Source organism: Kothea flammea (assembly GCF_052161645.1).
Classification (GTDB): domain Bacteria; phylum Planctomycetota; class Planctomycetia; order Pirellulales; family Pirellulaceae; genus Laterigemmans.
Genome location: NZ_CP197414.1, coordinates 1,275,981 through 1,290,953, shown reverse-complemented (window position 1 = coordinate 1,290,953; position 14,973 = coordinate 1,275,981). Strand labels below are relative to the sequence as shown.

The 14,973-nt window shown below is 58.8% G+C and carries 11 protein-coding genes; 3 read left to right on the top strand and 8 right to left on the bottom strand.

The genetic code is table 11. The annotated features are described in order from the left end of the window. Nucleotides 1–38: 38 nt before the first annotated feature. Nucleotides 39–2,366 (bottom strand): diguanylate cyclase domain-containing protein, encoded by a 2,328-nt coding sequence (locus SH139x_RS04535; protein ID WP_488354100.1) that lies wholly within the window; start codon nt 2,364–2,366, stop codon nt 39–41. A gap of 261 nt (nt 2,367–2,627) precedes the next feature. Between SH139x_RS04535 and ispH the strand changes: the two genes are divergently transcribed. Beyond that, nucleotides 2,628–3,560, top strand: coding sequence for a 4-hydroxy-3-methylbut-2-enyl diphosphate reductase (ispH, locus tag SH139x_RS04530; protein ID WP_488356158.1), 933 nt, complete (start codon nt 2,628–2,630; stop codon nt 3,558–3,560). Nucleotides 3,561–3,577: 17 nt separating this feature from the next. On the opposite strand, the gene SH139x_RS04525 is transcribed toward ispH, so the two are convergent. The 7 genes from SH139x_RS04525 to SH139x_RS04495 all read right to left on the bottom strand — a co-directional run bounded on the left by SH139x_RS04525 (nt 3,578) and on the right by SH139x_RS04495 (nt 11,617). Then, on the bottom strand, nt 3,578–4,507 hold the full coding sequence (locus SH139x_RS04525) for an N-acetylglucosamine-6-phosphate deacetylase (protein ID WP_488354099.1): 930 nt from the start codon (nt 4,505–4,507) through the stop codon (nt 3,578–3,580). Then, entirely contained in the window at nt 4,504–5,268 is a 765-nt protein-coding gene (locus SH139x_RS04520; RefSeq protein WP_488354098.1) for a glucosamine-6-phosphate deaminase, read from the bottom strand. The genes SH139x_RS04525 and SH139x_RS04520 overlap by 4 nt, the downstream gene beginning before the upstream one ends. A 107-nt stretch (nt 5,269–5,375) precedes the next feature. After that, nucleotides 5,376–5,855, bottom strand: coding sequence for an ExbD/TolR family protein (locus SH139x_RS04515; RefSeq protein ID WP_488354097.1), 480 nt, complete (start codon nt 5,853–5,855; stop codon nt 5,376–5,378). Continuing rightward, complete coding sequence (locus SH139x_RS04510; RefSeq protein WP_488354096.1) at nt 5,852–6,292, bottom strand: ExbD/TolR family protein; 441 nt, start codon at nt 6,290–6,292, stop codon at nt 5,852–5,854. The genes SH139x_RS04515 and SH139x_RS04510 overlap by 4 nt, the downstream gene beginning before the upstream one ends. An 18-nt stretch (nt 6,293–6,310) precedes the next feature. Continuing rightward, nucleotides 6,311–7,123: a MotA/TolQ/ExbB proton channel family protein gene (locus SH139x_RS04505; RefSeq protein ID WP_488356157.1), complete on the bottom strand. Its 813-nt coding sequence runs from the start codon at nt 7,121–7,123 to the stop codon at nt 6,311–6,313. A 229-nt stretch (nt 7,124–7,352) separates the two neighbouring features. Further along, nucleotides 7,353–8,387 (bottom strand): tetratricopeptide repeat protein, encoded by a 1,035-nt coding sequence (locus tag SH139x_RS04500; protein WP_488354095.1) that lies wholly within the window; start codon nt 8,385–8,387, stop codon nt 7,353–7,355. 98 nt (nt 8,388–8,485) lie between these two features. Beyond that, nucleotides 8,486–11,617 (bottom strand): coiled-coil domain-containing protein, encoded by a 3,132-nt coding sequence (locus tag SH139x_RS04495; RefSeq protein ID WP_488354094.1) that lies wholly within the window; start codon nt 11,615–11,617, stop codon nt 8,486–8,488. A gap of 310 nt (nt 11,618–11,927) precedes the next feature. On the opposite strand from SH139x_RS04495, the gene SH139x_RS04490 reads away from it, so the two are divergent. Beyond that, nucleotides 11,928–13,274: a hypothetical protein gene (locus SH139x_RS04490; RefSeq protein WP_488354093.1), complete on the top strand. Its 1,347-nt coding sequence runs from the start codon at nt 11,928–11,930 to the stop codon at nt 13,272–13,274. Between the two features lie 53 nt (nt 13,275–13,327). Further along, nucleotides 13,328–14,938 carry a hypothetical protein gene (locus tag SH139x_RS04485; RefSeq protein ID WP_488354092.1) on the top strand — a complete coding sequence of 537 codons (1,611 nt, stop codon included), beginning with the start codon at nt 13,328–13,330 and terminating at the stop codon, nt 14,936–14,938. The last annotated feature ends 35 nt before the right edge of the window (nt 14,939–14,973 follow it).

The following is a 14,973-nucleotide window of genomic DNA, read 5'->3' as shown; positions in this document are numbered from 1 at the left end:
ACCATAGCGGGCTGGGAACCTGTCGACCAGGAGGGATGTCACTCGGAGATGATTTCACCCATCAAATAACTGCGTAAACTGGCCAGCACTTGACTGGCACCTTGGCTGACTTCGCTGCGTCGACGATCGCGGGACCGGACCGGGGTCATATTGACTCGCAGAATCGTTTGCACTGTGGACATCGAGGTTCCGCTGGCGGTGCGCCGTTGCAGCGATTGTTCGTCAATTTGCATGGAAATATGGAAATCCATGCGATGATCAGTTTGCCGCCGCCCGCCGACGCGGAACACGGCCGTGATGCGAATTTCCAGTTCGTTGGGACCGACTCGCAAGATTTCGGCTTGATGGTCGGCGACGAAGCCACGCAGTTTTTCGATCACCAGATCGATCGGGACGGGCGTCGCCAAGGTCACTGTTTGTTTGGCGGCGGGGAGGCCGAAATCGAACCAACCGAACCAGCCCGCTTTGGCTTTCCCGGCTTTCTCGTCGCCGTTGGACATGTTGTTGAAGCCACCCGAACCGAGCTGGATCACCCGATTGCGTCCGTTATCTTTGGCTCGCAACAAAGCCCGGTCGGCTCGTGCCAAAACCGTTTCTGATGTGTCGCCAGGTTGGTATTCGGTGACGCCAAAGCTGGCCGTGATCGCGCGGTCTTCGAGGAACGAGTGACGTGTTGCTTCCAACGCCACACGCACTTCCTCAGCCTTGGCTGCAGCCGTTGCGTTGTCGCAATTTTTACACAACAAGACGAATTCTTCACCACCGTAGCGGGCGACCAAGTCCTCGTCACGACTGTAATCGGAAAGCAGCCTGGCAAAGGTGATAATTGCTTCGTCACCAGCCGGGTGCCCGTAGGTGTCGTTGATACTCTTGAAGCGATCGATGTCGCAGATCACCAAGCTGAAGGTGGTGCGGCCATCCTGCGCCAAGTCGCTCAGCTCGCGGAGACGCCGATCAAATTCCGCGCGATTGGCAATGCCCGTCAGCGGATCCAAGGCCACGCGTTCGTTCAAGTCCTGGACACGTTTTTCCAGGTTGGCTTGCTGCGAACCATCTTGGAACATCACCACGGCGCCTTGCACACCGACAGTCGCGTTGCTCACTCCGCTGACTCGCAGATTTATCAGCAGCCGTTCGTTGCCCGGCCCGTTGATGGCCACTTGGTGGGACGAATGGCTGCCGTGGGTCAAGCATTGCCGAATCGGACAATTAGCATGTTCGATCGGGCGCCCGCTGCGGTCGGTAAGCCCCAGTAACGTTGGCTCCCACTGGTTCCCGCAGACTGCGTCGGCCGAGATGCCGGTCAGTTCCAGCAACGAAGAGTTCCACGCTTGCACGATGCCTAGCCTGTCGATGAAGGCCACGCCGTCGTGCGTGTGGATCATTAATTGTCGGTAGAACCCGTCGGTTCCGCTGGAATTGGCCACGGTGCTATCGCCCGCGGCCGATTGATTCAGCGGGGTGGCTCGCCAGCGACGATTGCTGTGCCCGACGTGCAGATCTTTCAGCCAGCGATTAACCACGCAGCCATGCACCACTTCGGGTTGCGACTCCAGCAGGCGGTGGTAATCTTGCGACAAGTCGGGGTCAAACTGGCTGCCGGCAAAACGACTCAGCTCAGCCAACGCCCGCTCGCGACTCATCGCCGAGCGGTAGACGTGGTCGGTGGTCATGGAGTCAAAAGCCTCGACAATTGCCAGCATCCGTGAGCCGAGCGGCAGGGCATCGCGCTGGGGCCCTTCTTCGCTGCGACGGTTGTCGTACCAGACGTGATGGTAGCGAATAATATCAAGCAGTTGGTCGTCATCGCTGCAGCCACGTAAAATCTCGATCCCCAATCGCGGGGAGAGTGACACGGTGGCCTGTTCTTCGGCTGTCAAACGTCCTGGTTTTTTCAGGATGGCGTCAGGAATTCCAATCTTGCCGATGTCATGCAGCAGTGCGGCGACTTCGATGCGATCACGGGTTTCGTCGTCGAGCCGCAAACGTTCACACCAAGCCGAGCAGGCAATCGCCACTCGCATGCTGTGAGTGGCGGTGGGCGGATGTTTGACTCGCAGGGCATAAAACAGCGAAGTGGCGACCCCCAACTGGACCATCGCCAACTCGTTCTCGAACCGCGACGGCGTGCTCCGCGGCACCCCGGCGGCGATCGGCGACGCGCCCCCCGAGCCACTGGCCAGCTGCTGGTCCTCGATTAAATTAGACAGCAAACCGGCGATCCGGCCCATGGTTTGTTCCGGTTGCACCGGTTCAAGTTGATTTGCCGGCGCGGCTGGGGCATCGACTGGGTGGCCAGCGACCGGTTCGTTGTCGATGGGCTGGTGCGGCTCGGCGGAACCCACTGAGGGGCTCGGTGCGTTCAATTCGGTCATTCCGGTGGTCGGCCAATACAGTGCGATTTATCGAGAATTTACGCCTTCGAAAGAAACGTAGGTCGGAAAATAACGAGCGTCCAACGGCCACCCGCTACCCTTTTCGGTAAATTTCTCGTCCCCCCTACGTCGAGTCACGACAAAATAGTCACCACCAGATCATCGGCCACCGGTTAGACAGGTGACTTGTCACTCGGTTAGCATGAAGCGAAAGCAGTATTGGCTCGACGTCCTTTTCCCCGGAAGAAAATGATGAAAGTGATTTTGGCGGCTCCGAGGGGCTTTTGCGCGGGCGTCAACATGGCGGTCGATAGCTTGGAAATTGCCCTCAAAGCGTTTGGAGCGCCGGTCTACGTCTACCACGAGATTGTGCACAACCAATATGTCGTGCGAAAATTCCAATCCGCTGGCGCCGTGTTCGTAAATTCGATCGAGGAAGTTCCCGAGAATTCGACCGTGCTGTTTTCCGCCCACGGGGTCTCCCCGGCGATCCGGCAAGCGGCCAAAGCGCGTAATTTGACCGCCATCGACGCCACCTGCCCGCTGGTCACCAAAGTTCACACCGAGGCGATTCGCTTTGCCCGCGATGGTTACACGATCGTGCTGATTGGACACGATGGACACGACGAAGTGATCGGCACCATGGGAGAAGCACCTGAAGCGATCATCCTGGTTGAGGATATCACCGATGTCGACGCACTCGACCTGGCGGCCGGCACGAACCTGGCTTACCTCACGCAAACCACGCTCAGCGTCGATGACGCCAATCGCATCATTGATCGACTCAAAGAACGCTTCCCCGAAATCAAGGGGCCGCCCAAAGACGATATTTGCTATGCCACCCAGAACCGCCAAGAAGCGGTCCGCTTGCTGGCTGGCGACGCCGATATGGTGCTGGTCTTGGGCAGCAACAACAGCAGCAATTCGCAACGCTTGCGTGAACTGGCCAGCGACGCGGGCAAACCGGCTTTCTTAATCGATGGCCCCCAAGATCTCAACGAAGCAATGTTCACTGCCGATCTGCGAGTGCTGGTCACCGCCGGTGCCAGCGCGCCCGAATCGGTCGTTGAAGAGACGCTGAGCTGGCTCGACGCACGCTTTGGCATCGAAGTCGAAGTGGCCACGGTCCGCGAAGAAAAAGTTCATTTCCCCTTGCCGCAAGCACTCCGTTCACTCAGCCCCTGAGCCAGTCTGCAGCAGTGTCAGTCTGCAGCAGTGTCAGTCTGCAGCAGTGTCAGCGGATTGCTGCGGGTCCAGCGTTCCGCGCGTGCGGGAGTGACTCCCAGTTTGTCTTGCAACAGATCGGTCATTTGAGCAAGACTTGTGGCGGAACCTGCAAAGTGTTTGCGGCCCGCCGCCCAGGCCGCGAGATCGGGATCGACTTCGACCCACTGCTCGTCCAATTGATAGCGGCCCGGGCCCAGACCGGCGGCTGACATCGCATCGCTGACGATAATGATCCGCTCATCAGGAACGCCGCGGAGATAATTTGCCAGCGCAAACAGCGGCACATGATGCCCGTCGGCAATCCAGGAGATCGACAGCCGATCGCAGAGCGCCAACACTCGCTGAATAATGTTGTCATGGCGGGGCAGCAATGCCGGGCAGCCATTGCCCAAGTGCGTGTACAGCTTCAGGCCCTGGTCAATGGCTTGTCGCAGTTGATCGCTGCTGGCGTCGCTGTGCCCCGCCGCCACCACCACTCCGGCGTCACTGAGCTGCCTGGTGACCAGGCCGCCAGCATCGCGCTCCGGGGCCAATGTCCAAATCCGTAGATGGCGACCGGCAACTTCCAACATTTGGTCTACCAATCGGCTCTCCGCTGCGCAGGCGGCCGCGACGGGATGAGCACCGATGTATCCCGCCTGAGGATTCAAGAAAGGGCCTTCCACGTGCACTCCCCACACCGTCTGAGCAATCTCGGCATCGCTCTCAATCGCCTTCACGATCCGCCCCACGCGCCGCAGCATGGTCTCCCAGGGAGCCGTGATCACGGTCGCCAAGATACCGTCGACTCCCTCGCTGCGCAGCTTGCGACAACAGTCCCGGAGGGCTTCGCCAGTCCACTGGTCGCTGTTGAAATCCAAGCCCGCGTGGCCGTTGACTTGCAAATCGACCAAGCCACCAGTCACGACACTTGCTCCGCGGCAACCAGAGTCTCGGGGCTCAGCCGACTGGCCGCTGCCCGGTCCAGCACCAACTGCGTGTGCGGATGCGACTGCAGGATACTGGCCGGCAGGGCGGGGCTTTGGGGACCTTCCACGGTTGCCTGCACCGCTTGGCTCTTGCGCTCGTCGGGCACGCTGCAGATGATCGCTTGCGAGCGGAGAATTTGCCGAATCGACATGCTGATCGCCCGCTGGGGAACCTCCTCCAACGACCCGAACCAGCCTTCACCGACCTGCTGTTGCCGACACGCTTCATCGAGCTGAACGATCAAGTAAGGCGACTCGATCTCAAAGTCGGCAGGCGGATCATTGAACGCCAAGTGGCCGTTTTCGCCAATCCCGACCAACGCCAGGTCGATGCTCCGCTGGTCCAACTCGCCACCAACTCGCTCGATCGTCTCCGCCGGCGGTTGATCCCCGGGGAGGTAAAAAAAGTTAGCCAGCGGTACTCGCGAGACAAACCGCTCTCGCAAGTAACCACAAAAAGAGGCGGGGTGATCGGCGGGCAAACCGACGTACTCGTCCAAATGAAAGCCGGTCACTTTGCTCCAGTCGACATCTTGGCGAGTCACTAACTGGGCCAGCACGTCGAACTGGGAGGCGCCCGTGGCGACGATCATGTTCGCGGCTCCTTGGCGAGCGATCGCCTGTTTGAGCAACTCGGCCGCGCGGTTTGCGCTCCACTGTCCCATCGCCCGAGGATCGCTCGCGATTACGATTTGCATCGTTTCTCCTGGTGCAAAAAAAGACCCGCAGCCAAGGGCTAGGTCATTCCCCAACTTGCCCCCGACCGCGGGTCAAAACCGCAGATTTTCAAAATTATAACAATCTGTCACTCGCGTCGTGGCGGCGCGAACTTAATTTTTTGAATAAGTTTCACGGTGCGGTCATTGGCTTTATAACCGCTGACCCGCGTGATCGCCTCGACGACATTTTCGTAACGCAAATTGTAGTCGGTATCGATTTCAACTTCCGGGCCATCGTCCGCGGTCGGACCGGCCGTGTCGCCAACCAATTCCAACACCTTTGCTTGCAACTGGTTGAAATCGGTTCCCATGTTGTTATCGTTCAGAATGATCCCTGTCAAGCGTCCGTCCTGGTCGGCTGTCAACCGCAGTTTCAGCGGCAATTCCGTATCATCCTGCTGGCCTTGCGTGGCATCCGCCAAGGGCATACGAATCGAAAAATCGCCTTCGAGTTCGACCACTTTGAAGGTCAAGATGAAAAAGATCAACAACAAAAAGACGACATCGATCATCGAAGTCATCTGCAATTCGACGCGATCATCATTATGTTTGCCGCGGAGTTTCATGAATGATCCTCCTTGACGCGGAGCGCGAAATTAATCAATTGCTGATCCTGAGCGACGCGAATTACCTCTTGAACTTCGCCGGCCGCCACGTTCCGGTGGGCGCGAATCACGACCGTGGCGTCGGAAACCTCGAGTTCCCCTTGAGCTTTCAAAACAGCCAATTCACTGCGAAAACGATTGCTCAATGTCTCGTGCGTGTAAGTATCGCCACCAACATATATTGCCCCGTCCTCACCAACGTGCACCACGATGGGGAAATCGAGCGGCTGTTCCGGTGGTTTGACCAACACGCTGCTGGGCAATTGCACGCGGTCGTGAGCTTCGGTCTGAGCAAAACTGATCAGCACCATGAAAAACGCGATCAGCTGAAACACCATGTCAATCATGGGTGTCAGGTCGGCTTCCATCGTTTCTGGTTTTTGAGATTTTACGCGCATCGCACGGCAACCACTTGTTTATTTCTTGGGTGTTTGTGGTTGAACATCTTCAAACCGACTCATGAGGTTTTCGCTGGTCACGCCAACTTCGAGCAACAACCGAGAGACGCGGTTCCGCAAAATGTTATAAGCGGCAATTGCCGGAATCGCGATTGCCAGCCCGATCAAAGTGGTAAACAACGCGGTGGAAATACCGTCAGCCAACTTGGATGGTTCGGGAGTGGAATTGCTGATCGCGATAACTTGGAAAGATGCGATCATACCTTGCACCGTCCCGAACAGACCGATCATGGGACTGATGTTACCAATCAATGCCATGTAACTGAGCCGGTGCTCCAGCTTCATACTTTCCTCTTCACCAACTTCTTGCATCGCCTCAATCGCCCGGCCGTAACCGCGGGAGAGTTTGCCGAGTCCGGCGGAGAGCACTTGGCCCAGAATGGACTCATCGGCGCGGGCTAAATCATAAGCCGATTGGAAATCTTTCTCGTTCAGTTTTTCATCAAACGCTTCGACCAACTCTTCGGGGCAAAGGTTTGCCCGCCGAGCGGTCAGCAGGTTCATCACCAACAGCGAGACAAGAGTCAGGGAGAGCCCTAGGAAGACCAACATGTAGGGCCAGCCCAAGGCTTTGACGGCCCAGCTGAGCGGGTTTCTGGGGGTGTCGTTCTCGACCGGCGCGGTGGGACTGCCCGGTGCCGGGCCAGCCGCCGGCTCACCCGCAGCAGCAGGATCGGGAGCCGCGTCGGCCGCGTCACCAAACTCGGCAGCCGCGTCGCCAGCGTCTTGCCCCCAGCTGGTCGCCGGAGAGCCGATCAGGCTGAAAGCCAGGGTCGCCAGGCAACATACCAGCACCACGCGCCAGCGGAGGGCCGGGCAGCGATACCAGGCTGCCGGAGCGTAAGAATTCAGGGCACCTCGAGACACGGGTGTTCTCCGACTAAAGAGCGAAAAAAGACATCTGTTTGGAAAAGTGGGAAACCTCAGCATACTTTAGAACGAACCAGCATGCCGTGCGTACTCGCACGAATCTAGCCATCGTCCCCAAAAGAACGGCTGATTAACCGCCCCAGCCTGGATAACGCGACTGTAATTCTTGACGAGCCCGAGCAGCTTCCTCAGGTTTGCCGACGGCGGGCCAGAGAGTTACCAACCGGCTCAGTGCTTCGGCGTGGGCATCCACGACGCTGGAAAACAACAATTGAGTGTGCAAGTAATCGAGCAGTGCAGCTTGTTTGTCCCCCAACGCTTCGTTCGCCGCTCCCCGAGCATTATAAATCCGTGCCGCCAGCTCGGCATCATCCGGGTTCAATTCTTCGATTAATTTATTCACAGCCGCCAGCGATTCCTCTCCCTTTCCGGTTTGTGCCAAAGCGACCGCTCGGCCCGCCGCGGCCAACACCTGCAACCGCGCCCCGGCGGCCGAGTCCAAGCTGGCTGCAAGCACTTGTTCAAAAGGTCCAATCGCTTCGGCGGCGACTCCCTGACGCAGCTTGGACATCGCCACCAAATAAGCGGCTCGCTGCTTCACCAAGGGAGCCACCGAACGGCCCAGCGCGCCGTAGAACTTGGCGGCACCCTCGTAATCGCCCGTGGCAATCGCCAAATCACCCAGCAATTCAGCCGTATCGTAAAAATGAAGGCTGCGGGGAAACTTGGCGACGAAATTCCTCAGCTCGTTAATCGCAGCCGCTTTGTCACCCTGACCGGCGAGTGCCAAACGGGCTTGGCTGGCGGCCCGATAATACATCGCGTCCGCAGCGACAAACTCGCGACGGATCGCGCTCAGATCGATCGTTTTCAGCTGCTCCAAAGCACTCTGATACTGACCCTCCAAAGCCAACTCGCGGCCCCGAGTCAACGCCCCCGGATCACCCTCGAAGGTGACTTTTTGCAACTGGTCAATGCGGAAGTTTTGCACCGCACTACCAACCTTGACTTGAATCCCGTCCGGTTGCACCGTGGTGACTTGGCCCGTAACGGCCTTGCCCACCTCCGGATAGACACGATCCAATTGCGCAAAGGCAGCAGTCGGCAACAACAACATCGCGATGGCGGGGAAAGCCGAGCGGGACAAGAGATGAGCGAATGACATACTGGACATTCCGATGAGAAGCAAATGGTGGAGAAGTCAGCTGGTTTTGATGCGAAGAGTTTTTCGAGATGTTTTTTCGAGATATTTTTTCAGGCAGGTTACAGAGCGGCCAGTCCGGTGGCGGCGTCTCCCAGCGATTTTTGAATTTCCTTGAGCAGTGCGTCGTAGCGTTGTTTCGTCGCCCCGCCACCCAGTTCTGGATAACGCACAAAGACGTTGCGAATATCATCACGTGATTGTTCGATTAACTTCTTTGACTGAGCGGGATCGGCTTCTTTCTTGCCTTGCAGATAGCGACAGAGCGCCAGGTGATAACGGGCGTCAAAAAAGGTTTCTTCAAATTGCTCATTGCCGAGCGTGCGTTTGGCAATCGAGCCCCAACCCCAGATCGTGTTGCGGCGGGTCTTAGGATCGGGCTTGGCACCATTGATGGCACGATTGTAAGAGACTGTGGCAAACTTTTGCGGCAAGGTGGCGGCCCACTGTTCGTAGACCAGGGCGGCTTCAATTTGGGCATCGAGCAGCATCTGGTTCTCCGCTAAGACTGTCGACAAGCTATCGAGCGCCACTTTGTAATCCCCAGCCAAGCGGGCTGATTTGCCTAGCTCCAGACGAATTTGCGTGAGCATCTTATCGGAGCCGAGCCAGTTCGGTTGCTCGGTGGCTTTGGTTTCCATCCGCTGCAGAATTGCCAGCGCCGCGGAAACCAATTCCCCGGCTGGGCCGCGAGCCCGCGTCTCAGTCGGTTGCATCTGTCCCTCCGCCAGACCGACCAGCGTTTGGGCGGCCCAGTGGAGCGTTTTAGGATCGTCCGATTTGGCGGCTAATTGATCGAGGAACAGTTTAAAAGCGGCGGTCAATTTTTCTTGTTGGGCTGCCGGCGCGGATTCCAATTGTTCGCGAATATCGCGGGCCAACCGGAAAAAGGTTTGCACCAGTTTTTGCTCTCCATCGGTCTGCCCCTCATAAGCTTGCTGCAGTCCCTCCATGACCGTGCCGGCCCGCGACATCAGCGCATCACCGTCACTATTGCTGTCGGTCAGTTGGGTCACGAGCGCTTGCAGGGCGCTGGCGTAAATATCAGCCTTCAAATTGGGATCCTCCAACTTGACATCTTGCACACGTTTGAGCGGACCATAGACGTCATTTTCCAGCGTCTGCAAAGCGGCCGCGGTGTCTTCATTGAGCAACTGCACTCGCGCCAGCAACATGGCGGTGCGGAGCACATCAGCGTTGACTTGTCCCCGCTCGAGCGTCGCCAGTCCGGTCGTCAGCGTGGTCGCCATTTGTTGCCGCACGGCCGTCGCTGCGGTAATATCGCCGTCGCGTTGCAAGCGGACCGCTTGATTCCACATCAATCGACCTATCGCTTGTTGCAACTCGCCGCGAGCGGGGTGCTCGGCAGGCAAGTTTGCAAAGAATTCTTGCGCCGACTCCAAGTCACTGCGGCCGATGGCAATTCGCACTAACAATTCGCGAGCGCTGGCGGCTTGCGGATCTTGGGGCCACTGCTGCACCAAGTACTCAGCCACACGCTGCAGTTGCGGCAAGATCTGGTCCAGTTGATCGGCCGGCGTGTCGCGAAGCGCCAGTTGCCAAGCACTGAGCGCGGTCAGGCCGCTCGACAAAGCCAGTTCACTCCCCGGGTACCGCCGCGCAACGAATTCGCCAACCACGCCCGCTTCCCAAAAGCGTTCGCTGCGAAACAACATGAAAGCCAACCAGTAGCGAGCTTGGATCACGTCGGCCGCTTCGCTTTCGGCATTCGCCAGTGCCAAGGTATGCCGCAAGACTTCCACACCACGCTCGCGAACCTGAGCGAGATCGGCCCGCGCGGTTTCCTGTTCCGCTTGCAAAGCTTCGCCTTCTTGCTGACGACGTTCGATCAGTTGAGCAGTCAGCGCGAGGTTCTTTTCTTCGTCGAGGATTTCGCGTGACAGCTTAAGCGCGTCCTCGAACGTGGTGGGCAGATCTTTTAGCTCCAGCGTGGCTACCGAAGCATCTTGCCCAACACCCAGTTTGGCCAACCGCTCCATAGCCGGGTCTTGGTATTGCCCGGCCGACCTGGATAGCGGCAACAAGAGGGCGCGGGCCGCGCTGGCGTGCTGGCGTTTTTCCGCGCCGTTTTCAGTCAATTCACGTTGCCCCAAATGGGCATCTGCCAGCACCAAACGCAACTCTTGAAACTCGGGGATGTCTTTCTCGTTGGGGCGAATGTCATCGGCCCACATTTGCCCGCGATCGATGGCCGCCTTGTATTGGGGAGGCGATTTCGCCAACAACATCCGCATCAAACCGACGATCGCCCGCGCTTTGGGAATCCGCAGAGGATCGCTATCGGGTTGATCGAGCACGGCCAAATAACGATCGGTGGCCTGCGGCTCATCGCCCAGAGCTTGATGTACCTGAGCGGCGTAAAGCGTGGCGAGAATGCCGGCCAGCGTATCGCTGTACTTGTCTCTCAAATCCTCAAAGCGAGCCAACGAATCGTTGTACCATTTGCGTTGTTCGTCACCAGGCTGGGCAAAGGTATCACCAGCCCGTTTCATGGCATCGCCGCCGAGCAGCAGTGCTTGCAAATAATCTTTGCGATAGCCATCGCGGAGGGCGATTTTGCCCGGTTCTTTGGCCGCGTCAATCTTTTGACCTTGCAACTCCTGCAGGGTGCTCCGCAGTTCCGAGACAATATCGCCAAAGGTCGCCGCGGCACCGGCGAATATTTCCAGCGCGGTGGCCCGCCGCTGAGCATCGGGTGGCCCACCTTGCTCCATTAATTGGGCCCCGCGCAGCAGTTGCAAATTTCCTAACTGCAGTTGGGCCTCGGGTCGCCGCGGATGATTCGGTTGCCCAGTCACAAACCTTTCTAAGGCCGTGGTGGCATCGCGATAATATTCGTCGCGGGTATCAGCCACTCGCGATCGCTGACTCGCTTCGAGCAACGTTTGCGCCCGTTCCAAATCGACCGCTTGCAAAAATTCCGCCGCGACTCCCGGATAAGAATCCAATCGATCAATATATTCGATCGCCAAATCGTAGTGCCCGGCAGCACGCAGTTGATCAATAAATCGTTTGGCAGGCTCTTCCGCAGTCGACCGCTCGGCGCTGACCAGTCCCAGCCCACAAACCATCACAATCCACAACAGGGAACTCGCTAAGGCGCTGGTGCCACGGGACGCATTACCCGCGGTGCAAAGAGGCGGCTTGCTTAGTGGCGGCTTGATCGAATGCATCGCCAAATTCAACCTACGGAGGAAGATACGAACAATTCCCGTCCCACCTGCTGTCACCAACCAGGGGCTTTCACCAGCCAAGGGGACCGCGAGACAAATGTCGGGGAAGAAAAGACTCTGATAACCTTAACTCTAATTTCTAAACTTGACGAAGCACTGTCGCCAAACTTCACGATAAAAGGGAGGATACCGAGATACAAGTGTTCCCGGGCTGCCTGACCTCTGCTTTACAATGGATTGTAGCGGCTGGAACGGTCAGCGGCATTATTCCGCTTGCTTCCCACACTCTTTAGCAGACGAGCCTGGCACCATGCGCATTCGCTCATCGATGACCGAGGAGAGCCTTTACGCGGAATCGCGACGGCAACAAGCTGGTCGGCGGACGGGCAAACGAGCTAACTGGGCGGGAAATCGAGCCGCCTCCCGCAGGCTAGTACGGCTGGGCATCCTGCTTGGTTTGGTTTTGCTGTTGATGCAGCAAGCTGCCGATCCGCAAGTTTACCGCAATTTCTTCGCCGCCCTCGGCGCGCCGCTAGAACCCCCAGTTCAACTAGCATCCAGCAGCAACGGGCAAGCTCCGTTTGACCAACTGTCCCAGCCAAGCGGGCAAGATTCCGGCGAAGGTGCTGGGGCCAGCGGAAAAACTGGGGCCAACGGAAAAACTGGGGCCAGCGGAGAAACGGGGGCTGTGCCCACAACGCTTGATTTACGAGCGGCGGTGGAGCAATTGGAGCCCGCGCAACAGGAATTGCTGGCCGGCTGGCTCAGCCAGTTGCGGCGGACAGCGGTTCCGCTCGCCGAAGAGGTGGCTGCCCAGCTAGCCAGTGCCGTGCAGGGGACTGATGCTGCGCAGCGAGAGGGCGGGGCGGCGGAGTCTGAAAATACGGAGGAAACTCGCATCACGCCGGGTCGGATGCGAGCCGCTTTGCTGGATCCGGCCAGCGACCAGGCGGTCATTGCGGCTTTGCAAGTCGCCGTTGACCAGGCCCACCTCCGCACCGTCTCGGACGCCACGATTTGGAGTGGTGGTGACCGGTTGGCATTTTATCGGCTGTTGGAAGCGGGCAGCCTCGATGGTTTTGCCAGTTTTGGTCGGCAGGCAACTCGCGTCGGCTATGTCGCTCTGACAGACCAGCCGGCCGCTTATCGGGGACGCCCCGTGTGGTTGGATGGACGTGCCGCTCGGGTCGAACGGTTGGACGCGAAAGCCAATCCTTTTGGGATCGAGCAATATTGGCTGGTCTGGATTCGCCCCGATGATGGCTCGGAGCGGCCCGTGATGGCCTACGCCGAAAGCCTGCCACCGCGGCTCGCCGAGTTGGCCGGCCAATCATTGCTGGAAGATGGTCCCGCGACCCGAGCCCGGGGCGTGTTTCTCCGCCGGCACCTGTATCAATCGGCGAAAGGGAGCGAGTTGGCACCGGTGATCGTGGGCCAACTGCAGTTGCTCGACGGCCAAACCGCCGCCCGCGCCCCGACCGCTGTCCCCGAGACAGAACTCAGCGGCGGCAAGCTGACTTGGATGTTCGCCCTCGCCCTGGTGCTGGCCGTGGGCCTGACCTTGCTGGTCGCTCTGCAAACGGCCCGCGCCGGTAAATGGCAGCGGCAAATGCGGCAGCGGGGCCTGCCCAACCGATTGGAAAAACCGCCCAGCTGAAGCAAACCGAGCGATTATTCCCTATCCCCTGATCACCAGTGTCCGCCCGCAGCATGTCCCGCTCCAGCCTGAATAAGACGATGATTTCGCCAAACACACTGGGCCAAAACACACTGGGCCAAAACACACTGGGCCAAAACACACTGGGCCAAAACACACTGGGCCAAAACACACTGGGCCAAAAATCACTGGGCCAAAAATCACTGGGTCCAATACTCTGCCTGATCGCGGTTATCTTCGTCGCCTTTGCTAGAAGCTCACAAGCTACCGCGCTGCCAGAGCCGCAACAGGTGCCAGCGCCGCAGCGGGTGTCAGAGCTGTTGCCGGAATTTTCTCCAACTCGATTGCAAGTCGCCGCAGCCGTGATTCGCCAGCAACCGACTCGGCAGAGCACCGAAGAGGCGGCCCGCTTGCTCTGGAATATCCGCCGTTTGCCGCCAGCCGTGATGGTCGCCCCGCAGCAGGAAGACCCAGCAGCCAGCGACGCAGCACGGGCCCAGTTTGTGCAACTGCGGGGCAGGGCGGTAGGGCTGGATGCCGTCAAAGTCCCAGCCGAATTGGCTGAAATTATCGAACTCAACCGCTTGTACCGCAGCGTACTGGAAAGCGACCGCGGACGGTTGATCGTGGTCTCGACGGCGGTGCCCACGGCCTGGGGAGCCGGTCGCGATTTGAATGAGCCAGTGGAAATCACCGGGTTATGGGTTCCGGCAGACCAGCAGACGCCAGAGGAAACGGGGCCAGAGGAAATGAGAGATATGGGCACGATTGCGGGAGTGGTTTTTGTCGACCAGCCGAGTTGGTATCCCGCCTTATCGCCAACTTCAAAATGGCCGCTGGGCTGGCAGATACTGGGCGCGGCGGGCTTTGACTGTGGCTTGTTGAGTGGCTTGTCGGAGCGGATGCGACAGCCCTTGGCGGCCGCCGACGAACGAGCTTTTTATGGGATGCTGGCGCGAGCTACCGCGCCCCTGCAAACCGTGCCCCCACAAACCGCGGGACTAGAGTCGACGCCCGGGGATTCGCCAATACCGGAGCTGACTGCGACGGCGGAGCGGGTGCGGACGCCCGTTTTGTTGCAACAACCGGAGTCTTTGGTGGGACGTTGGGTGAGCGTCGAATTGGAGACGGCTCGAGTCAGTCGCGTGGTGGTTGAATCGGCGCGAGCTCGGCGGCTGTTGGGGCGAGATTTTTATTGGCAGCTCGATTGTTTTGGACAACTGCCTGGCGTTCGCGTGGAATTGGCTGCGGAGCAAGCTGGCGAGAGTCCCTTGGTGTTCGAGAATCGCTTTCCCGTGTCGGTCGCCGTGTTGGAGTTACCGGAACCTCTGCGAGCCGCGTTGCGGGAGGGCGTCGTGGGGGGCGAAGTGGACGTCAGGATGGTTCGCCAGCCGATCGTGGTGAGCGGCTTTTTTTACCGACTCTGGAGTTACCGCAGCGATTTCACCGAAAGTCGCGGCGGGCGTCAGGTCGCTCCGCTGATCCTGGCCGGTGAGATCATTCCCGACCCGCGGGCGGAAGCCAGCGGGGCGGGAGTCGCGATTTTCGGGTGGCTGATGGCGATTGGGGTCTTGGCTGCCGTCGTCGCCACGACGCTACTGATGTGGTTTGCCGGGCGGCGGGATCGGCAAATGAAAGCGCGTCGCCGCGGTCTGTCCACTTGACCGCTGCTGCTGGGCGTCGATATTCGAGGGGAGTA